Raw genomic sequence first — 18,496 nt, forward strand, 5'->3', positions numbered from 1 at the left:
ATTCGTCACACCGTAAGTGAAAGCTATTCACATTTCAACGGATATCGACGTACTGTGGTCGCGTGACCCAGCAGGCCGACTTGGACACCGCCACCAAGGGACTCGACCCGCCCTTCGCCGTGGTGGACCTGGACGCGTTCGAGGCCAACGCGCAGACACTGGCGCGCCGCGCGGGTGGCCGCCCCATCCGAGTGGCCAGCAAGTCCGTTCGCTGCGCCCACCTGCTGGAACGTGTCCTGGAGATGCCCGGCTTCCGGGGCGTCATGGCCTACTCGCTGCGCGAGGCCCTCTGGCTGACGCGCAAATGGCGCGGCACACCGCTGGCCGGGACCGACATCCTGGTCGCCTACCCGACAACGGACCATGGCGCACTCCGTGACCTCGCCGCGGACCCGGACGCAGCCCGGGTCATCTCGGTGATCGCCGACTCGACAGCACACCTGGACCTGATCGACGCGGCTCTCGGCACCGATCATCCGCCAATTCGCATCTGCCTGGAATTCGACGCGGCGTGGCGCCCCCTCCCCGGTGTCCACGTCGGCACCCGCCGCTCGCCGGTGCGCACCCCACACCAAGCGGCGCGGCTGGCGACCGAGATCAACCGCCGCCAGGGCTTCGCCCTGGTCGGCGTGATGTCCTACGAGGGCCAGATAGCCGGCCTCGGCGACGCCCCACCGGGAAACCCGGTGAAGGGCGCGGTGATCGGCTGGATGCAACGCCACTCCGGCTCGGAACTGGTCGACCGCCGCAGCGCGGCGATCGCCGCGATCCGCGCCAGCACCGACCTCGAGTTCGTCAACGGCGGCGGCACCGGAAGCCTCGAACTGACCTCCGGCGACCCGTCGGTGACGGAACTGGCGGCAGGCTCAGGGCTGATCGGCCCGTGGCTGTTCGACAGCTACCGCGGGTTCAAGCCGCGCCCGGCCGCGCTCTACGCCTTGCCGGTGGTCCGCCGCCCGGCACCGCGCATCGCCACCCTGTTCGCGGGCGGCTACGTCGCGTCGGGGACCGGTACCCCGGACCGCCTGCCCCAGCCCTTCCTGCCGGAAGGCCTCAAGCTCCTCGGCCTCGAAGGCGCGGGCGAAGTGCAGACGCCCGTGACCGGCGCCGCTGCCGAGCACCTCAAAGTCGGTGACCGGGTGTGGATGCGGCATTCCAAGGCGGGCGAGCTGGCCGAGCGGTTCCAGGAGTACCACCTGGTCCGCGGCGACCGCGTCGAACGCACCGTGCCCACTTATCGCGGCGAGGGCGTGAACTTCGGCTGAAGCCGCCGTGTCGCGGGCCGGTTACTTGCCGACCTTGCTCGACAGGTACTGCCGCAGTAGTTCTTTGCCTTCGTCGATGATCGTCTGGTCTCCGCTGGGGTCCCGGCGGAAGGCCAGCTTGTGGATGCCGTCGGTTGCCTCGACCGCGATGGTGATCGGCAGCCGCAGCTGCTCCACGGGCAGGCCCGCCTTCGACGCCACGATCTCGGTCAGGCTCGCCGCCACGACCTCGTTGTTGTGCTTTCCTTCGCCGTCGTCGAGCAGTTCCAGGTCGACCACGTCGCCGAAGTGCAGTTTGCTGAAGCCCGGGACCGTCCTGTGCATGTCGACGTAGATGTCGATCGCCAGGTCCACCGCGTCCCACCAGTGGTCGACGTAGGTCGTCTCGAAGCGTTCGCCGACCACTTTCAGGAAGTGCTCAAGGTTGCGCCTGGTCAGCTCGCGGACGACCGCGCGCTTGTCGGGGAAGAACTGGTACAGCGAGCCGACCGCCACGCCTGCTCGTTCCGCGATGAGGGTTGTCGTCACCCCGTCGTAGCCGACCTCCTCGATCAGCGCCGCGCAGGCCTCGAGCATCTGCTCAACGCGTTTCGCGCTGCGTTGCTGCACCGGCTTGCGCCGCAGTGGGGTCGGGCTCGTCACAAGTGTCTCCTCTGCTCAGCCCCTATCTTGCCGTGAATCGGGCGCTGGCGTGGGAGTGACATCACATCTACTATCCCGAATGAATTTCACGTTCTGCGGAGATGAGGTTCCGATGAGCTTCCCGGACGGCTTCGTGTGGGGTGTGTCGACCTCCGCCTTCCAGATCGAGGGCGCCACCCGTGAGGGCGGGCGGGGCGTCTCCGTCTGGGACACCTTCTGCGCCACGCCCGGCAAGATCCGCGACGGGGCGAACGCCGACATCGCCTGCGACCACTACAACCGCTTCCCCGAGGACGTCGCGTTGATGTCCGACCTCGGAGTGGACGCCTACCGCTTCTCCGTCGCGTGGCCGCGGATCCAGCCGACCGGTCGTGGCGGGGTCAACGTCGAGGGGCTCGACTTCTACGACAACCTCGTCGACGCGTTGTGCGAGGCGGGGATCGCCCCTGTCGCCACGCTCTACCACTGGGACACGCCGCAACCGCTGGAGGACGACGGCGGCTGGCTCACCCGGGACACCGCCGAGCGGTTCGCGGAATACGCCGCCATCGTCGGCGAACGGCTCAGCGACCGGGTGGAGATGTGGATCCCGCTCAACGAACCGATGGTGGTCACGCTGTTCGGGTACGCGCTCGGCGAGTACGCGCCCGGCCGGGCACTGCTTTTCGACGCGCTGCCCGCCGCGCACTTCCAGAACCTCGCGCACGGGCTGGCGGTCGGCGCGCTGCGTGCCACCGGGGCGAAAGCCGTTGGTACAGCGAACAACCACAGCCCGATCTGGCCGGCCGCCGACATCGCGGAGGACCGGCAGGCCGCGCGGCACCTCGATGCCGTCATCAACTGGATGTACGCCGACCCGGTGCTCACCGGCACCTATCCGGAGGAAGTGATTCCCTACCTGCCAACGGGTTTCGCCGACGACCTGAGCGCGATCGCCGCGCCGCTGGACTTCTACGGCGTCAACTACTACGAACCGCAAGGCGTCGCGAAACCGGTTGACGGCAACCCGTTGCCGTTCGTACTGCGGCCGATCGAGGGATATCCGGTCACCACCAACGATTCCCCGGTCGTACCGGACGGGCTGCGTCAGTTCCTCGGCACCATCGCCAACCGCTACGGAGACGCCCTCCCGCCTGTCCACATCACCGAGAGCGGCTGCAGCTTCGACGGCGTCGACGACCGGCAGCGGATCGAGTACCACACCGAACACCTTGCCGCGCTTGAGAAAGCGATCGCTGAAGGCGTCGATGTGCGCGGCTACTTCGTGTGGTCGCTGCTGGACAACTTCGAGTGGTCCAAGGGGTACCAGCCGCGGTTCGGTCTCGTGCACGTCGACTACGACACGTTGGTCCGCACACCCAAGGACTCCTACCACTGGTACCGCGACCTGATCAGGGGGACTCGATGACGAGTGCCCTGGCCGAGCCGACGCGGAAGGTCCGCGCCGGGTGGATCAGCCTGCTGTTCGTCGCCAACCTCGGGTTGTGGCTGGCGATCTACGCGCCGATCCAGGTCCTGCTGCCGCAGCAGGCCGAGTTGCTCGACAGCGCCAACAAGGAACTGGTGTTCGGGATCGTCACCGGCGCGGGTGCTCTGGTCGCGGTGTTCGCCAACCCGGTGGCCGGGCTGTTGTCGGACCGGACGACCTCGCGGTTCGGCAGGCGCCACCCGTGGACGATGGGTGGCGCACTCGTCGGGGCCGCCGGGCTGGCCGTCCTGGCCGTGGCGGGCAATGTCGCGGTGATGGTGCTGGGCTGGTGCCTCGTCCAGGTCGGGTTGAACGCCATGCTGGCCACGCTCATCTCGGCCATCCCGGACCGGGTTCCGGTCGAGCAGCGTGCCCAAACGGGTGGTTTCGTCGGCATCAGCCAGATGTTCGGGACCGTGCTCGGCGCCGTGCTGGTCACCTCGATCGTCACCGGCCTGGTCGCCGGTTACCTGGCGTCCGCCGCGGTGGTGCTGGTCGGCGCCGCCGCGTTCGTGCTGTTGACACCCGACGCGGCGCTGCCGAAGGACCTCGTCGGCAAGACCAAGCTCGAACTGTGGATCTCGCCGCGGGAACACCCCGGGTTCGTGTGGATGTGGGGGTGCCACTTCATGGTGAACCTCGGCAACGCGCTCGGCACGTTCTACCTGCTGTTCTTCCTCAAGGACGTGGTCAGGCGCGCCGACCCCGAGGGATCGCTGCTGATCCTGATGGCGTTCTACGGAGTCGCGCTGGTCATCGGCGCGCTCGTGACAGGCAGGCTCTCCGACGCCTCCGGGCGGCGCAAGCCGTACGTCGTGGTCGCGGTCGTCCTGATGGCGGCGGCCGCGCTGATCCTGGTGGCGTGGCCGACCTGGGTGGGCGCGCTGATCGCCGGGCCGCTGCTCGGCGCCGGCTTCGGCACGTACTGGGCGGTCGCGATCGCGTTGCTGACGCAATTGCTCCCGGCCGCCGCCGATCGCGCCAAGGACCTCGGAGTCGTGAACATCGCCAATTCGTTACCGCAAGTGGTCGCCCCGCTCGTGGCTTCCGGAATCCTGGCAGTTCTCGGCTACGCGGGGTTATTCGCGGCATCCGCCGCGGCCACGTTGCTCGCAGGTGTGTTCCTGTCGCGAATCACAACCGCGGAATGAAATCGCGTCCCACCGGAAATTGGGAACCGCAGGCCGGCGCTTGTCGGGGGAGGGGAGAGGCCGGTGGGGGAGGAGAAGCACTGAGAGCGCCGGCCTGCGGGGCCTTGGATGACGGTCCGGTTCGCCTCGCTCGGGGGGACGGACGAACCGGACCGCCGGTCTATCGGGCGCCGGCCACCACACGGCGCGGGGAGGAACTGGCCCTTCGGACGTGCCTGCCACCTGCTGGAGCGAGACCGCCTGCGACCAGGTGCTCGTAGGCGGCGCGCCAGACCGAGCACGGCGCCTTCTGCTGGCGCCACCGCGACGAACAGGTCGGGCAGTTGCCTCGCTCATCGGGCTCGTGGGCCGAGAGCATCGCGCGCCAGCCCTCGGTCAGGCGGGGCAGCTCGGACCGGGCCACGGACAGCAGGGACGGGGCGTCAGCGCGGGTTGCCAGCTCGGAGAGCATGTCAAGGCGTTCCCACACCGCATTGCGCAAAACCTGGCCGAGTATCTCGTCCACGGGAGCGTCACCGTCACCTTTCCGCCTGCTCGGCGGCTTCTCGTAGGGCGTCCCGCAGTTGGCCTAGCTGGCCACTCGACAGGACAGCGGTCTCGCCGGGAGGTCCGACGAGCACCACCTTGTTCTGATCATTGACCAGCACAGTGAGACAGCGATCGCGGTTGATGACGTCGCCACAGCTGATATGCCACACCTGGCGACCCGCGAAACTTCCGCTGAGGTCTCTGAGGCCAGGAGCGTCCTGCGGCTCAGCCTGACCTGCAGGTGAGGCCGCTGGGGCGGGGCGAGTCACTGTCGAGCCGACCAGGTCCACGATCCGAAGTTTCCCTCCGTGCTCGAATGCTTACCAGAACTTAGATTGGTACGTGGCAAACTCGAGTGGGGTGATGGTGAGCTGATCGGGCAAGGTTTCACGATAAGCGGTCAGCGGACTTCGGCCCGACCGATCAGCCTGACCGATCACCACTTCTCGGTCCTGCCGCAATGTGTTTACTCTGCGGTTGACGCCCAACGGACTGCAAGGGGGCGCGAGTGAACTCCACTGGCTCACAAGGTGCTGTTGTGACCGCCGACGTCTGGGAGAAGCCGGACATGCGGGCAGCCCTTGCCGCGAGGGAGATCAGTCAGGTCTACCGGCTGTTGCGCAAGCACGGAATCTCGCAGCGGCAGATCGCGGCTCAGACCGGCCAGTCGCAGTCCGAGGTATCGGAGATCCTCAAAGGTCGCCAGGTCATGGCCTATGACGTACTCGCGAGGATCGCCGCCGGATTGGGCGTTCCAAGGGGATACATGGGCCTCGCATATGACGAGGAGACACGGGTCCGCGTCGTCGCGACAGTCGACGACCAGACCCCCGAGGAGGCAGAGTCGGTGAAGCGTCGGAAGTTCCTCGCGCACGCCGCGGCCGTCACCATGGGCGCGAACGTGTTCGGCGCGGACTCCGGGCCGTGGGTCTCGAACCCGATCCAGACTCCGGCGCCCGGACGGATCGGCATGACCGATGTGCGCCAGGTGGAGGCCGCCACCAGGGCGTTGCGTTCGCTGGACTACCAGTACGGCGGGGGCTCCTGCCGGGACGCGGTGATCGCGCAGCTGTCATGGGGTCAGCAGATGCTGGGGGCATCGGCGACGGACGTGGTCAAGCAGCGGCTGCACGTCGCACTGGCTGACCTGCACAACCTCGCCGGGTGGACGTCGTTCGACATCGGGCTGCTCGACTCGGCCCGCAACCACTTCGGCAAGGGGCTCGAGCTGGCCAAGGAGGGCCGCAGCGAGCCGCTGGTGGCCAACATCCTGTACCGGATGGGCCGGGTCTACTTGCACAACGGCGCGCCGAACGACGCGCTCAAGATCTTCTCGCTCGGCCAGATCGCGGCCCAGAACTCCGGCTCCGAGCTGGCGGTCGCCGTGCTCTGCGCGAACGAGGCGTGGGCCTACGCGATGATGGGCCAGCGCGAGCAGACGATGAAGCTGCTCGGCCGGACCCGTGACGAGTTCGCCCGCGCCGACCTGGACGGCGCCGAGACCTGGGTGAAGTTCTTCACCGAGACCGACGTGCACGCCATGATCGGCACGGTGCACACGGTGCTGGCCCAGGAGGTCGACACCAAGCACACGAAGTACGCGATCCCGGCGTTGCAGCGGGCGATCGACGCGTACGGCGACGACATGGCCCGCAGCAAGACGTTCAACCTGAGCGCGCTGGCCACCAACCACCTGATCGAAGGCGACATCGACCACGGCTCCAAGGTCGGCCGCACCGCGGTCGAGCTGGCCGAGAACCTCACCTCTGGCCGCGCGAAGGACCGCATGCGGCCGTTGAAGGACGAGGCGGACAAACGCCGCAACAACAGCCAAGCCCGTGAACTCTCCGACGCCCTCAACAAGTACTTCGACACGGAGGCGTGAGCCCGCCGGGCGCCTCCCATCCAGGTCCATGGCCACCTCGGAGGGACGGTTCAGCAGGGACATCCTGTCCGCTGCGCTGACCGACATCTGCGCGCAGATCGGACTGGACGCCACCGGCGCCGACCTGCTCAGGTTCACCAACAACGCCGTGTACCGCCTGGCCGGTGACACCGCCGTGGTGCGGATCGTCGGGTCACGGGCGCTGCGGCACCGGGTGGAGAAGGTCGTCAGGATCGCCGGGTGGTTCGCCGAGCACGACATCCCGGCCGTCCGGCTGTTCACGGGGATAGAGCAGCCGATCAGGGCGGGCGAGCACGTGGCGACCGTGTGGGATGTCGTGCCCGGCGGTGGCCGCCCGGCGAGGGGCCGTGATCTCGGTGAGCTGCTGCGCCGGATCCACAGCCTGCCGCCGCCGTCGTTCGACCTGTCCGCCTGGGACCCGCTGGACGACGTGCGCAGGCGCATCGATGACGCCGAGGACATCCAGGACGGTGACCGGCTGTTCCTGCTGGAGACCTGCGCCCGTCTGCACGAGGAGCTGGCCGGGCTGCGGTACGAGCTGTCGCCGGCCGTGCTGCACGGCGACGCGCACCTGGGCAATCTGATCCCGTCGCCGGACGGGCCGGTGCTGTGTGACTTCGATTCCACTTCGCTGGGTCCGCCGGAGTGGGATCTGACACCCGTGGCCGTCGGCGTCGGCCGGTTCGGCGAGCCGGCGCGGACCTACCGCGAGATCGTCCGCGCGTACGGCTTCGACGTGACGAAATGGACTGGTTTCCGGGTGTTGCGCGAGGTCAGGGAGCTGAAGCTGATTACGAGCGTGCTGCCGAGCGTGCGCAGCAATCCCGAGGTGCGGCCCGAGTTGATGCGCAGGCTGGACGACTTCCGGCGCGGTGACACCCGGGCCAGGTGGGCCCGGTACACCTGAATGGCGGTAACGCCGGACCCGCCGTGAGCGAATCCTTTCTCGACAGATGCCGCTGGTTGACCCAAGCGGGTGTTCGGCTACTCTGTGTTTACGATCTCGTCGAGTTTCGCTCACCAAGAGGTGATTGGTCACGGTGTTGGGGCTGCTGAGCAGGACAGTCGGTGATGGTCGGCGTGCCAAGCGCGCGCTACGGTCCGCGCAGGTGCTGGACGAAGTGGTGGAAGCTCAGCTCGCCCTGGTGTCCCGATTGCCCGAGGACAGTCGCCGCCGAGCGGCCGACTACCTCGCTGAGCTCGTGATGCTCGCCCAGACCTACCGGCACTTCGCGGCCGGCTGGATCAGCCGCAAGGAACTCGAGACGCGCGGCGCCGCGACCATGCAGCGGCTCACTGAGCTGCGCAGGCCGCACGAACAGGCGCAGTTCACCGAGCAGGACTGACCGCTCGACTCTTCGAATCCCGCGGTCGGCTCCAGTTCGGAGTGACGGCCGCCACATAATCTTCCATTTGCGACGAACGGCTGCAACCTAAAGCACTGGTGCGCGCGTCAGTACTACCGCGAATCCGAAGGCCAGGCCCATGATCGCCAGTTCGGCGGAGGCCCAGCCGACCAGCGCTGTCCGTTTGTGACGCAGAATCCGCGGCAGGAGGCGCCAGCGGATGTTGGCCCCGAGGAAAGCCAGTGCCGAGACGCACGCGACCTTGAGCACCACCAGCACGCCGTAACCGGTCGTGACCAGGTCACGCCACACCGAGCCACCGGGCGTGAGCGCCAGTTCGGCGAACCCGTTGAACAGTCCGGTCACGACAGACACCGCGATGCAGATCGTGGCGAGGTTGGAGAAGCGCGGCAACGCGTGCGCCAGCAGCGTCCGGTTGGCGGCGAGCAACACGACCGTCGCACCGAGCCCACCGGTCCACGCGACCGCGGCGAGCACGTGCAGTTCCATCGAGACCATCGTGACGTCCTGCCACGACCAGTCCGCGGCGTGGCCGGTCACCGGCAACGGCAGCAGCGTGAACAAGGCGGCGGCGGCCCGCAGCTCGGCGGGGATGGACTCACCTTTGCGGACAGTCCACGCCGCGAGACCGGCGCACAACATGGCGAAGAGGAACACGGCGACGAGCGCCTTGCCCGCGCCGACAGTGCGGACGTACTCCCACACCGCGTCGAGGGTGACCGATTGGGACAGTCGCAGCTCGGCGGTCTGCAGGACGAGCGCGACGAGGGCCGCGGTGGCCCACGTCAGTGCACTTGCGACAGTCACCCGCCGCGTGCCGGCCAGCACGGCCTCGGCGAGCTTGGGCCGGTCGAAGCCGATCAGCAAGGGCAGCAACGAAAGCCCGACCGTGACCACGGCGGCCATGTCGAGGATCACGCGGACGAGCGGGATGCCGAACCGGACCACCGCGTCCGGCTCGGCCAGCCCGGTGGGCACACTGGTCGCGGTGATCGCGAGTCCGATGAGGACACCCACGATCGCCGCCGCGACCAGTGCGCCGACCAGAGCAGGCCGAGTCGTCGCGGTGGCCCGAGCCGAGGACATCAGGCCTCTTCGTCCTTGCCGCCCATCCGCAGCGCGAACACGATCCCGACACCGAGCACGAGCACCGCGCCGACGATCCACACCCAGGTGGGGACGCCGCCGCTGTCCTCGCTCGTGTCGGACTGCGCCGCGCCCGCGCCGTTCTTGAACTTGGCCAGCTCGTCCGCCGGGAGCGGGGTGCCGTTGCCCGCCTTGCTCAACGTGAACGACAGCTGGCCCTGGACGGGGTGCCCGTCCGCGGACAGGATCCGCCAGGCGATCTTGTACTCACCGCTCGGGCCGAGCGGCCGCAGCGGCGCGCTCACCGTGGAGCTGTCCACCTGCGGCGGCGCGGCTTCCCAGTGGTTGTTCTGCGGGTCGAGCACGGAGATCGTGTTGATCCCGTCGCCGGGCTGGACCGGCTGGTCGAACGTGAGCGTGATGGAGTCCGGACTCACCTCCACCGACGCCTTGTCCCTGGGATTCGACTCGACCAGCGAGTTGTGTGCCAGAGCCGGGGTGGCCAGCCCGACGAACGCCAGGCAGGCCAGCACGGCGGCGGCTGCGAATCGCCTCATGCCTGATCGCCCCCGCGAGCGGTCACCTTCTTCGCGCGGAGCGTGGCACCGATCCCGAGGCCGAGACCGAGCGCACCGACGACCAGGCCGATGCCACCGAGCCACCGGGCGGTGTTGTCCGTGCCGGCCGCGGCGGCTTCGGTGTGCGAGTCCGTGGCGGGTTTGACGTCGGCGGACGTGCCCGCGCCGCCGTGCGCGTCCTCACCGGCACCGGCGGCGGCCAGCTTCACGACCGGGGCCGGGTGTTCCGGCTCGGCACCGCCGGCAGGCGGGGCGTCCCACTTGACCTCGCCCTTGGCGCCGTCGTAGGTCTGGATCGCCGGGATGACCAGCTGGTCGGCGTCGGGCAGCGGGCCCGCCGAGATGTCGAACTCCTGGAACTCGCCCGGGTTGATCCGGGTGCCCGGCTGGGCGGTCCACGTGATCGTGCCGATGGCTTCCTTGATCTCGGCGCCCTTGGCGCTCTTGACCGGCTTGTCCAGCGTCACCTTGGTGACCTCGGTGGTCCAGCCGGGCAGCGGCCTCGGCCGGGCGCTGGTCACCGGGGTGTCCTTGGGGAACTGCAGGGTCAGCTTGACCGTGCCCTGCGTGTTGTCCTCGTTGGGCACCCGGAAGGTGATCTTCGAGTAGCCGCCCTTCTTGGCCGGCTCGGAGACGTTCGCTGTGACGTGTGCGCCGGCGGTGCCGCCACCGGCGAGGACGACGGCGCCCGCGGCGATCACGACCGCGAATCCGCGCGCCAGGTATCGGTTCGTAGACATGCTGAGACTGCTCCTGAGATGTGCAGGGTCGGGGGTGGGGATGTGCTGGTTTCAGGAGCGGGCTGGTGGGCCGCGGCGGGAATGCACCCGGCGCAGCAGCACGGCACGGATGTGGTCGATCCGGTCCGGGGACTCCGGCAGCGCGTAGGTCGCGCTCGCGACCACGGGGAAGCGAGGCGGTTCGGCCAGGTCGAGCAGCAGCCGCATCGCGGTGCTGATCAGGTGCACCGCCGCGTCGGCCTTGGCAAGCAGCAACGCGGTCAACGCGGTCGCGGCGGTGTGCGCCGCCGTCATCACCACTGGGTCGACCGGTGCCATGTGATGGGCGGTGTGCGACGGCACCGCGTAGTTGAGGACCAGGTGCATCGCTCCCTGGGCCATTCCCAGGGCTGTGAGCACCGACAGCGGCCCGTCGACCCGGCTGGCGACGGACGTGCCCGCCCAGGCGACGATCATGGTGAGCAGCACGGCGAGGGCCGCGTCCGGCGTGGCGCCACCGACCATCCCGTGCGCCGCGACCGCGAGCGCTCCCGAGCTGACGGCCAGGGTCCAGCCACGCACTACGCTGCGTGTCGATGCCGGACGCCGTCTCACACGCAGGAGCGTAACCAACCAAGGCCGCACAGCGTGTCGGCCGGAATACTGAAGCCTCAGATACCCAGCTTGTGCAGCAGCCGCTGCTCCAGGTGGTCAAGCTCGGTCGCGACCGCCTTGTGCACGGCCCTGCGCTTGGCGGTCGGCATCCGCTCGGCGGCCCGCACCGCCGAGGTCAGTTTGGCCAGCGTGTCCGACGTCTCGGCCACGAACTCGGTGTCCTTGCCCCGGTCCTTCAGCTCCTGCAGGACCTCGGCCAGCCCGGCGATCCGCGCGTGCAGCGCACCGCCCTTGCCGGAGAACTTGGCCAGGTCGTCGACCGGGATGCCCAACTTGTGCGCCCGGCGGTTGTCCTTGAGACTGCGCAGAGTCGCCGCTGCCTTCGCGGCGAACGGCAGCAGGACCGGCGCGACCGCGGGGCCGATCACCTTGGCGACGGCGACGGCGTTTTTCGCGTTGCGCGGATTGATCCGTGGCGTTCGCTTCGTCGCGCTCATGCGTAACAACCTACTGGCCAGTGGCAACAGCAGCATCTCGGCTGTCGGCGGGACGGCCTAGAGTGCTCACTGTGACGGATTCGGTGCTGCTCGACGCTGGTGTGGTCAACCGTTGCCGGCGGAGGGTGCACCTGGAGCACGATCCCGGCATGCGGGACGTCCCGAGAGCCGCACCGGATCCCACCGGCCAGCAGCGCAAGGCGGACGCGACCGCGCACCGCCGTGCGGTCGCCGACCGGGTCGCGCGCCTGGTCGGGCCGGACTGGATGGAGATCCCCGCCGGGCCCGACCTGCGCGGAACCGACCGCGAACAGGCGACGCAGGCGATGCTGACCGCCGGTGCCCGGTTCATCTGGGCGGCGCAGCTGCCCAGGGATCCGCTCGGCGGACGGCGCGGCTCGATCGACCTGCTGGTCAAGAGCGACAAGGGCTACGTGCCCGTGCTGGTCGTCCGGCACAAGGTGACCGACCCCGGCCAGGGTGCCCGCACGTCGCCGCTGGGCGAGCCGATGCCGAACGGCAGCCGGGTCGATCCGCTGCGCAAGATCCGGCCGCAGCCCCGTGACCAGATGCGTCTCGCCCACGCGTGGCGGATGCTGCAGGCCTCCGGGCACGCCGCGGCCGGGCGCGCGATCGGCGGCGTGATCGGGCTGGACGCGGACGTCGTGGCGTGGCACGACCTGGAGGCGCCGACGTGGCCGGGCGGCCGGACCGCGCTGTCGGAGTACGACAACAGGTTCTCCGACCGGCTGGCTGTGGCGGCCGCGGCCGCAAACGGCAACCAGCCGCTGGCCAGGCCGTCGCGGATCCTGGAGTGCCGCAGCTGCCCGTGGTGGCCGGTGTGCGAGGTGACGTTGCTGGACAAGCGCGACGTCAGCCTGGTGGCCAGGGGCGAGGACGCGGTGACCCTGCGGGCCATGGGCGTGATGACCGTCGACGACCTGGCGAAAGTCCCGGTGGGCACGGACCTGCAACTGGTCGGGCTGCCCTCGGACGACGCGATCGCGCTGGCCAAGGCGTGGCTGAAGGACCTCACCATGGTCCGCCGGGTGCCCGAGGTGGTCGTGCCCCGCGCGGACGTCGAAGTCGACGTGGACATGGAGAGCTTCGGCGACGCGGGCGCGTACATGTGGGGAGTGCTGCTCAGCGGTGTGGATGTCGGTGAACGGCAGGGGTATCGCGCGTTCGTGACGTGGGATCCGTTGCCCACCAGGGACGAGGGCCGCTCGTTCGCCGAGTTCTGGGAATGGCTGATGGGGGTGCGCCTGCGGGCCCGCGCCCGTGGCCTGACCTTCCGCGCCTACTGCTACAACGAGCTCGCCGAGAACCGGTGGCTGCTGGCGTCCGCCCGGCGGTTCAAGGGCATGCCGGGCATCCCGACCGAGGCGCAGGTCCAGGACTTCATCGACTCGGACGGCTGGTTCGACCTGTTCCGCAGCGTCCAGGAGCAGTTCCTGTGCGCGCAGGGCAAAGGCCTCAAGATCATCGCCCCGGCCGCGGGCTTCTCCTGGCGCGACCCGGAAGCCAGCGGCGAGAACTCCATGCGCTGGTACCGCGACGCGGTCGGCATGGACGGCGCCGAACCGCAACCGGACCAGCGGACCCGGCTGATCGAGTACAACGAGGACGACGTGACAGCGACGATGACCTTGCGGAACTGGATGTCCGCACCGGAGGTCCACGACATCCCGTTCGTCGGGGACTTGTAGCGGTGGGCGCGGTGAGCAGGGGCCTCGCCCGGTTCAGGCGAGCGATGGTGTGGGTGCCCGCCCCGGCGGGGAACGTCCGCCAGGCGCTGCACGCGGCTGGTCTCGGCGCGGCGGTGCTGGTGCCCGCCGACGCGGGGACCGTGGTCGTGCTCGGCCACGTCACCGAGATCAGGGACACCCACCGCTGGGCCCAGGTGACGCAGAAGGTCGCCGATGTCGCGGTGGTCTTCGCCTTCGGCTACCGCGGGAACTCGTATCCGATCAGGGTCGCCGGTGTGCTGGCCACGAGCCTGAGCGCGCGGCTCGCCGAGGCGTTCGGCGTCAGCGAGGACACGGTCGTGCCGTACCTGCGCACAGACGCGGACAACGCGGTCCGGCTGCTCGAAGCGGTCGGCAAGCCGGAAACCGCGCAGGTCGCGCGGCGGATCGGCGAGGGCGCGCTGGACGAGCGCATGCCCGAGCTGCCGGGCGCCGGCCCCGTCGTCCTCTACTTCATCGCGGCCATCGTGTGGATGGCGCTCGCGGTGGCGCTGAACATCTCGATGATCATCATGGGGCTCGGTGTGCTGGCGGCGTTCGGTGCGATGGTCTGGCACCGGCGCCGGGTGACGCGCAGCCGGCCGGTCGACGAGGTGCTGCCGGTCGTGCCTTTCGGTCAGTTGGGAGTCCACCGCAAGGCCGGGTAGATACGCTCCCGGCACTTGACGTGGAGCTGGGGGGAACACCGTGACCGAATCCAGGATGCTCGTCTGGGTGCCCGCGCCTGTGCGCGAAGTCCGCCCTTTGCTGCACGCGAGCGGTGTCTCGTCGGCTGTGGTGATCCCGGTCGAGTCGGGCACCGTGCTCGTCCCGCGCGAACGAATCGGTCTTTCCGCTGCCGCGCAATGGGTCCACCGGGCGGTCCGGCAACTGGGCAAAGCCGTCGTGATCATCGGCTGGAACGACCGCGCGAGCATGGTCTACCCGATCACGGGTGCGGTGTCGCAAGGCTGGGGCTGGGGCGGCGAGGCAGCCGTGCTGCGGCTGATGGCGGAACTCGGCGACATGGGGGCGCTCAAGCGCGTCGGGCTCGGTCTGCTGTCCGCCGTGAACGGATCGCCGGGCCGCGAGCGCAGGCAAACGCAGGCCACCGAGCGGATCGCAGCCGCGACAGGAGCCGACCAGGAGATCGTGCGGCGCCATGTCCAGACCTACGAACAGCACCTGGCCGCCGACCGGTTCCTGGACGAGATCGGCAAACCCGATGTGGCCGCACTGGTCCGGCTCACCGACGCGGGCCGCTTCGACCAGTGGCGCACCGAGCGGTCCATGATGCTCGAATGGCGCCGCGCCTACCTGCCTGCGCTCCTGCTGTTGTTCGTGGTGGTCATCGTCGTGACCGTCACGGTCGATCCACACGCGGTGTTCGCGTGGACGTTGACGTACGTGGTCGCTCCCGTCCTGATTCTCGCTGTGATGCTGTTCGCCTGGCGCCGTGCGCGGTACCGGACCGCGCGGATGCCGATCGACGAAGTGCTTCCCGTCCTTCAACTCCCCGAGGCGTCGGACAACCAGTCCGCCAAGTAGGTCGCGAACGACGCCCGTACCAGCAACCGGTAGACCGGCTCGTCCGACGTCTGCCAGAGGATCACCTGTGTCCGGGCGATCGTGGTCTGCGCGCAGCGGCCCGCGTGGAACGCCCGCGGGTGCAGGTCCACTGTGCAGCCGTGTTCCAGCAGGTCACGGCTGCGCACCTCGATCGTCGTCCGGTTGGCCGAGACGTCGACGGCTTCGGGGAACATCCCGGCCAGCTCGCTGTCGCCGTCCGGGCCGACCACCAGCCACTCGTCCGGGCCGAGCCAGAGGATGTGCCTGGCACCGGCTTGCACCACGGAGTTCGGCACCACCGGCAGCGGCCCGCCGAGCCGGGCGCTGATCCGTGCCGCCGCGTCGCCCGCAGGCGGGACGCGGACGTCGACCATGGTCAGGAACGGGATCTCGGTGACGCCCGGGTAGTCCGCCAAGGGGCTCCGACGCAGGTCCTCAACCGTCACGGCGCGCGCCTTCCTTGTCGTAGAACACCGGCTCGGTCACGACCGCGGCGATCACCCGGTCGCCGAGCGGCGCCAGCAGCGTCTCACCGATCCGGTTGCGGCCGTTGGAGATCAACGCGAGAGCGAACGTCCGGTCCAGCGCCGCACTGCGGTAACTCGACGTCACGTGCCCTTCCATCGGGACGGGCGGCGTCATCGGCGCGTCCGGCGTGACCAGCTGCGCGCCTTCCGGCAGCAACTGCCCCGGGTCGACGGGCAGCAGACCGACCAGGTGCTTGCGGTCGGGCCGCGCGGTGTCCGGGCGCCTGAGCGAACGCTTGCCCACGAAGTCCTTCTGCTTGGACACGATCCACGACATCCCCAGGTCGTGCGGGGTGACCGTGCCGTCGGTGTCCTGCCCGACGATCGGGAAACCTTTCTCCGCCCGCAACACGTGCATGGTTTCCGTTCCGTAGGGCGTGATGCCGTACGGCTTGCCTTCTTCGTGGATCGCCTCCCACGCGGCCAGGCCGTACCAGCCGGGCACGTTCACCTCGTAGGCGAGCTCACCGGAGAACGAGATCCGCGCGATCCGCGCGGGAATGCCGTTGTGCAGCGTGGTTTCCCGGAAGGTCATGAACGGGAACGCCCCGGCTGCCACATCGAGGTCCGGCGCGACGAGGCCGATCACCGCACGGGAGCGCGGGCCGGCGACCGCGATCGTCGACCACTGCTCGGTCACCGACGTGAACGTCACGTCCAGCTCCGGCCATTCGGTCTGCGACCACTCCTCGAACCAGTCGAGCACGTTCGCCGCGCCGCCGGTCGTGGTGGTGACGTGGTAGCGGTCGTCGGCGAGGCGCATGGTCACGCCGTCGTCGAACACCATCCCGTCGGCCTTGCACATCATCCCGTAGCGCGCCGAACCGACCGCCAGCTTCTTGAACGCGTTGGTGTACATGCGGTTGAGGAACTCGCCCGCGTCCGGCCCGACCACTTCGATCTTGCCGAGCGTGCTCGCGTCCTGCATGCCGACCCCGGTCCGCGCGGCACGGCATTCCCGCAGCACAGCGGTTTCCATGTCCTCACCGGGCTTCGGGTAGAACCACGGCCGCTTCCAGTGGCCGACGTTCTCGAACTCGGCGCCGTTCGCGACGTGCCACGAGTGGATCGGTGTGGTGCGGATCGGATCGTGCAGCCTGCCGCGGTCACGGCCGGCCATCAACGCGAACGACACCGGCACGGACGGCGCCCGGAACGTCGTCGTGCCGAGGTCACCCGGTGTCGTGCCCAGCACCGAGGCGATCACGCCCAACGCCGGGATGTTCGACGTGCGGCCCTGGTCAGTGCCTGTGCCGATGGTCGTGTACCGCTTGACGTGCTCCGGCGAGCGCATCCCGGCCCCGACCGCGCGCCGGACGTCCGCGACCGCCGCGTCCCGCTGCAGGTCCACGAACTGGTTGGCCGGATCGCCGGGCACCAGCCACACCGGGTTGCCCGGGGTGATCTCCCGTTCCTGCACGGCGGGCAGCGGTGGCGGTTCGACGGGATACCCCACGGCCGCAGCGGCTTCGACGCCCGCGTCGGCCGCCTCGATCAACGCCGCCCTGGTGTCGAAGGTCCCGTTGGCGGCGCCCACCACGCGATTGGCCTGCGCCGGGGCGTCCGGGACGAACGCTTGGCCGTTCCACCGCAACGAGCCGCGGGACTGGCTGAACAGGTGCACCGCGGGCTGCCACCCACCGGACACCGCGAGCAGGTCGCACTCGATCCGGCGGTCCTGAGTGGACACGGCGGTGACCCGGTCGTGGCCCTCGGTGGTCGTGACCAGGTCACTGATCACCTCGACACCCTTCGGCGCCAGGTCGGGCGGGATCGGCCGCGAGTCGACGACCGTGACCTCCGCACCGGCTTGGACCAGGGCGGCCACGGTCGCGTACGCGCTGTCGTTCGTGGTGAACACGACCGCCTTGCGGCCGGGTAGCACCGCGTACCGGGTGATGTACTTCCGGACCGCACCGGCCAGCATGATCCCGGGCCGGTCGTTGTTCTCGAACACGATCGGCTGCTCGTGCGCGCCGGTTGCCAGGATCACCCGGCGCGCCCGGACGTGCCACAAGGTCCGCTCGTGCGCCACGAGCACGTAGTTGCTGTCGTAGTACCCGAACGCCGTCGCCCCACTCAGCACCCTGAGCTGGGCAGCCCCGCCCACATCACCAATTCCCCCAAGGGGACCCCTTGATTTCACGTTACCGGAGGGGTCTGACAATTCCGGGAGTCCTGCGCCGACGAGGATGACGCGAGCGCCACCGGCAGCCGCGGTGCGCGCGGCCGTGCGACCGGCCGGGCCCGCGCCGATGACCAGGACGTCAGTGTGCGTGAACCGCTTGTCGTAGCGGTGTTGTTCAGGTTCAGGGGTGAGACGGCCGACGCCGGACAACGTCCGTGCCGTGAGACCCGCGCGCAGTCGGACCGTCGTCGCTTGGCGAGAAGGCTCGGCGCCGACCTGGACCAACGCGTTCGGTTCCTCGACACCAGCGGAGAAGATCCCACGTGGCCGCTGCCGGTACAGCGACGGCGCGACCTGCACGATTCCGTTGGCCAGCATGGCCGACGCCACCGTGTCCCCCTCGAAGCCCGAGTACTCGACGCCGTCCAGCGTGAACGTGAGCGGTCTCGTGCGGTCGATCTCGCCACCCCGCGCCAGCCTCATGACTGGAACTCGCTGGTCACGGTGTTGCGCACGGTGTTGAACCAGCGGCGGCAACCAGCGCTGTGCACCCACCGCTCAGCGAAGTCGCCCTTGGGGTTGTCACGGAAGAACACGTACTGCGCCCATTCCTCGTCGGACAGCGACTCCGGGTCGGCGGGGTACGCGACGAACGCCTGGCCGCCGTAGTGGAACTCGGTCTCCTCGCGCTCGCCGCACCAGGGACAACTGATCAGCAGCACG

Annotated in this window: 19 protein-coding genes; 9 read left to right on the top strand and 10 right to left on the bottom strand. The window is 69.2% G+C overall.

The features are described 5' to 3' along the window. Positions 1-62: 62 nt before the first annotated feature. Positions 63-1,265 (top strand): amino acid deaminase/aldolase, encoded by a 1,203-nt coding sequence (locus AOZ06_RS00205; protein ID WP_054287538.1) that lies wholly within the window; start codon positions 63-65, stop codon positions 1,263-1,265. A gap of 21 nt (positions 1,266-1,286) precedes the next feature. Here the strand turns inward: AOZ06_RS00205 and AOZ06_RS00210 are convergent, their stop codons facing one another. Then, entirely contained in the window at positions 1,287-1,907 is a 621-nt protein-coding gene (locus tag AOZ06_RS00210) for a TetR/AcrR family transcriptional regulator (RefSeq protein WP_054287539.1), read from the bottom strand. Between the two features lie 112 nt (positions 1,908-2,019). On the opposite strand from AOZ06_RS00210, the gene AOZ06_RS00215 reads away from it, so the two are divergent. Together AOZ06_RS00215 and AOZ06_RS00220 are read left to right on the top strand one after the other, a co-directional pair. Then, positions 2,020-3,315: a GH1 family beta-glucosidase gene (locus tag AOZ06_RS00215; protein ID WP_225953113.1), complete on the top strand. Its 1,296-nt coding sequence runs from the start codon at positions 2,020-2,022 to the stop codon at positions 3,313-3,315. Next, positions 3,312-4,526, top strand: coding sequence for an MFS transporter (locus AOZ06_RS00220; protein ID WP_054287541.1), 1,215 nt, complete (start codon positions 3,312-3,314; stop codon positions 4,524-4,526). Before AOZ06_RS00215 ends, AOZ06_RS00220 begins: the two co-directional genes overlap by 4 nt. A 160-nt stretch (positions 4,527-4,686) precedes the next feature. Here AOZ06_RS00220 and AOZ06_RS00225 read toward each other — a convergent pair whose 3' ends face one another. Further along, positions 4,687-5,031 (bottom strand): hypothetical protein, encoded by a 345-nt coding sequence (locus tag AOZ06_RS00225; protein WP_054287542.1) that lies wholly within the window; start codon positions 5,029-5,031, stop codon positions 4,687-4,689. Between the two features lie 591 nt (positions 5,032-5,622). On the opposite strand from AOZ06_RS00225, the gene AOZ06_RS00230 reads away from it, so the two are divergent. The 3 genes from AOZ06_RS00230 (at position 5,623) to AOZ06_RS00240 (ending at position 8,306) form a co-directional block, all read left to right on the top strand. Continuing rightward, entirely contained in the window at positions 5,623-6,939 is a 1,317-nt protein-coding gene (locus AOZ06_RS00230; protein ID WP_083472524.1) for a helix-turn-helix domain-containing protein, read from the top strand. A gap of 28 nt (positions 6,940-6,967) precedes the next feature. After that, the gene (locus AOZ06_RS00235) at positions 6,968-7,867 is read left to right on the top strand and encodes a phosphotransferase family protein (RefSeq protein ID WP_054287544.1); all 900 of its coding nucleotides are present in this window, start codon (positions 6,968-6,970) and stop codon (positions 7,865-7,867) included. Between the two features lie 133 nt (positions 7,868-8,000). Continuing rightward, positions 8,001-8,306 (top strand): hypothetical protein, encoded by a 306-nt coding sequence (locus AOZ06_RS00240; protein ID WP_054296309.1) that lies wholly within the window; start codon positions 8,001-8,003, stop codon positions 8,304-8,306. 87 nt (positions 8,307-8,393) lie between these two features. On the opposite strand, the gene AOZ06_RS00245 is transcribed toward AOZ06_RS00240, so the two are convergent. From AOZ06_RS00245 to AOZ06_RS00265, 5 genes are all read right to left on the bottom strand, one after another. Next, positions 8,394-9,413: a copper resistance D family protein gene (locus tag AOZ06_RS00245; protein ID WP_054287545.1), complete on the bottom strand. Its 1,020-nt coding sequence runs from the start codon at positions 9,411-9,413 to the stop codon at positions 8,394-8,396. Next, positions 9,413-9,970 carry a copper resistance CopC family protein gene (locus tag AOZ06_RS00250; RefSeq protein WP_054287546.1) on the bottom strand — a complete coding sequence of 186 codons (558 nt, stop codon included), beginning with the start codon at positions 9,968-9,970 and terminating at the stop codon, positions 9,413-9,415. Before AOZ06_RS00250 ends, AOZ06_RS00245 begins: the two co-directional genes overlap by 1 nt. Next, positions 9,967-10,731, bottom strand: coding sequence for a YcnI family copper-binding membrane protein (locus AOZ06_RS00255; RefSeq protein WP_054287547.1), 765 nt, complete (start codon positions 10,729-10,731; stop codon positions 9,967-9,969). Before AOZ06_RS00255 ends, AOZ06_RS00250 begins: the two co-directional genes overlap by 4 nt. A 51-nt stretch (positions 10,732-10,782) precedes the next feature. Continuing rightward, complete coding sequence (locus tag AOZ06_RS00260; RefSeq protein WP_054287548.1) at positions 10,783-11,292, bottom strand: hypothetical protein; 510 nt, start codon at positions 11,290-11,292, stop codon at positions 10,783-10,785. Between the two features lie 89 nt (positions 11,293-11,381). Further along, positions 11,382-11,822 (bottom strand): DUF6474 family protein, encoded by a 441-nt coding sequence (locus AOZ06_RS00265; RefSeq protein ID WP_054287549.1) that lies wholly within the window; start codon positions 11,820-11,822, stop codon positions 11,382-11,384. 71 nt (positions 11,823-11,893) lie between these two features. Here AOZ06_RS00265 and AOZ06_RS00270 point away from each other — a divergent pair, with 71 nt between their 5' ends. Genes AOZ06_RS00270 through AOZ06_RS00280 form a run of 3 tightly spaced genes read left to right on the top strand, consistent with a single transcriptional unit; the run spans position 11,894 to position 15,097 of the window. After that, the gene (locus tag AOZ06_RS00270; protein WP_054296310.1) at positions 11,894-13,531 is read left to right on the top strand and encodes a TM0106 family RecB-like putative nuclease; all 1,638 of its coding nucleotides are present in this window, start codon (positions 11,894-11,896) and stop codon (positions 13,529-13,531) included. Between the two features lie 11 nt (positions 13,532-13,542). Next, the gene (locus AOZ06_RS00275) at positions 13,543-14,217 is read left to right on the top strand and encodes a hypothetical protein (protein WP_157232736.1); all 675 of its coding nucleotides are present in this window, start codon (positions 13,543-13,545) and stop codon (positions 14,215-14,217) included. 40 nt (positions 14,218-14,257) lie between these two features. Then, a complete protein-coding gene (locus AOZ06_RS00280; RefSeq protein WP_054287551.1) occupies positions 14,258-15,097 on the top strand; it encodes a hypothetical protein in 840 nt (279 codons plus the stop codon). Here AOZ06_RS00280 and AOZ06_RS00285 read toward each other — a convergent pair. The 3 genes from AOZ06_RS00285 to AOZ06_RS00295 are packed head-to-tail and all read right to left on the bottom strand — an operon-like array spanning position 15,058 to position 18,495. Continuing rightward, the gene (locus AOZ06_RS00285) at positions 15,058-15,564 is read right to left on the bottom strand and encodes a sarcosine oxidase subunit gamma (protein ID WP_054287552.1); all 507 of its coding nucleotides are present in this window, start codon (positions 15,562-15,564) and stop codon (positions 15,058-15,060) included. The genes AOZ06_RS00280 and AOZ06_RS00285 overlap by 40 nt on opposite strands. After that, positions 15,554-18,256 carry a 2Fe-2S iron-sulfur cluster-binding protein gene (locus AOZ06_RS00290; protein WP_054287553.1) on the bottom strand — a complete coding sequence of 901 codons (2,703 nt, stop codon included), beginning with the start codon at positions 18,254-18,256 and terminating at the stop codon, positions 15,554-15,556. The genes AOZ06_RS00285 and AOZ06_RS00290 overlap by 11 nt, the downstream gene beginning before the upstream one ends. Next, a complete protein-coding gene (locus AOZ06_RS00295) occupies positions 18,253-18,495 on the bottom strand; it encodes a sarcosine oxidase subunit delta (RefSeq protein ID WP_054287554.1) in 243 nt (80 codons plus the stop codon). Before AOZ06_RS00295 ends, AOZ06_RS00290 begins: the two co-directional genes overlap by 4 nt. Position 18,496 lies beyond the last annotated feature (1 nt).

It is taken from the genome of Kibdelosporangium phytohabitans, assembly GCF_001302585.1.
In the GTDB taxonomy this organism is placed as follows: domain Bacteria; phylum Actinomycetota; class Actinomycetes; order Mycobacteriales; family Pseudonocardiaceae; genus Kibdelosporangium; species Kibdelosporangium phytohabitans.

Bases quoted from the DNA above. Each gene is read 5' to 3' on its own strand.
- AOZ06_RS00215 (WP_225953113.1), top strand. From the start codon at position 2,020: ATGAGCTTCCCGGACGGCTTCGTGTGGGGTGTGTCGACCTCCGCCTTC.
- AOZ06_RS00220 (WP_054287541.1), top strand. From the start codon at position 3,312: ATGACGAGTGCCCTGGCCGAGCCGACGCGGAAGGTCCGCGCCGGGTGG.
- AOZ06_RS00230 (WP_083472524.1), top strand. From the start codon at position 5,623: ATGCGGGCAGCCCTTGCCGCGAGGGAGATCAGTCAGGTCTACCGGCTG.
- AOZ06_RS00235 (WP_054287544.1), top strand. From the start codon at position 6,968: ATGGCCACCTCGGAGGGACGGTTCAGCAGGGACATCCTGTCCGCTGCG.
- AOZ06_RS00245 (WP_054287545.1), bottom strand. From the start codon at position 9,413: ATGTCCTCGGCTCGGGCCACCGCGACGACTCGGCCTGCTCTGGTCGGC.
- AOZ06_RS00250 (WP_054287546.1), bottom strand. From the start codon at position 9,970: ATGAGGCGATTCGCAGCCGCCGCCGTGCTGGCCTGCCTGGCGTTCGTC.
- AOZ06_RS00255 (WP_054287547.1), bottom strand. From the start codon at position 10,731: ATGTCTACGAACCGATACCTGGCGCGCGGATTCGCGGTCGTGATCGCC.
- AOZ06_RS00265 (WP_054287549.1), bottom strand. From the start codon at position 11,822: ATGAGCGCGACGAAGCGAACGCCACGGATCAATCCGCGCAACGCGAAA.
- AOZ06_RS00290 (WP_054287553.1), bottom strand. From the start codon at position 18,256: ATGAGGCTGGCGCGGGGTGGCGAGATCGACCGCACGAGACCGCTCACG.